This window comes from Azoarcus sp. L1K30 (assembly GCF_018122735.1).
In the GTDB taxonomy this organism is placed as follows: Bacteria; Pseudomonadota; Gammaproteobacteria; order Burkholderiales; family Rhodocyclaceae; genus Parazoarcus.
This window is the reverse complement of sequence record NZ_JAGRRD010000001.1, coordinates 1,317,562-1,318,274: the sequence shown is the minus strand read 5'-3', so window position 1 is coordinate 1,318,274 and position 713 is coordinate 1,317,562. Positions and strand designations below refer to the sequence as shown.

Genomic DNA, 713 nt, shown 5'->3' with positions numbered 1-713 from the left:
TCGCCCCAGTCGGGCGGATAACTGGCGCCGATCGGGTAGCCGCAGCGGCTGTTCTTTTCGATGCCGTAGCTTTTGAGCACCTTGAAGAAGGCGTTGGCGATGTCCTCGCAGGTGTTGCCTGGGCGGGCGGCATCGAGGCCGGCGTGGATGCCTTCGACTACGGCTTTTTCAGCTTCGATGAAGTGCTTGGGCGGACGGCCGAGGAAGACGGTGCGCGACTGCGGGCAGTGGTAGCGGCGGTAGCAGCCGGCGATCTCGAAGAAGGTGCCGGCACCGCTGAGCATGGGGCTGTCGTCCCAGGTCAGGTGGGGCGCTGCGGCGTCGGCCCCGGTGGGCAGCAGCGGCACGATGGCCGGGTAGTCGCCGCCGTGGCCGTCGGCGCCTTCGATGCCGGCCGAATAGATGCGGGCGACGAGCTCGTTCTTGCGCATGCCCGGCTCGATGGTGTCGACGATGGTCTGGTGCATGCGCTCGACGATGCGTGCGGCGATGCGCATGTATTCGATTTCGCGCGGCGACTTCACCGCGCGCTGCCAGTTCACCAGCGCGGTGGCGTCGACGAGGCGGGCCTGCGGCAGGTGCTTCACCAGCGACAGGTAGGCGGCGGCGGAGAAGTAGTAGTTGTCGAGTTCGACGCCGATGCGCTTGCCGGCCCAGCCGCGCGCGGCGATGAGTTCGGCGGCGAGGTAGTCCATCGGGTGGCGCTCGGTCGA

1 protein-coding gene is annotated in these 713 nt (G+C 67.9%); it reads right to left on the bottom strand.

Annotated elements, in window-relative coordinates:
* Positions 1-713, bottom strand: a 713-nt coding sequence (locus J5J83_RS05880) for a M24 family metallopeptidase (protein WP_212346549.1), incomplete at both ends; no start/stop codon positions are given.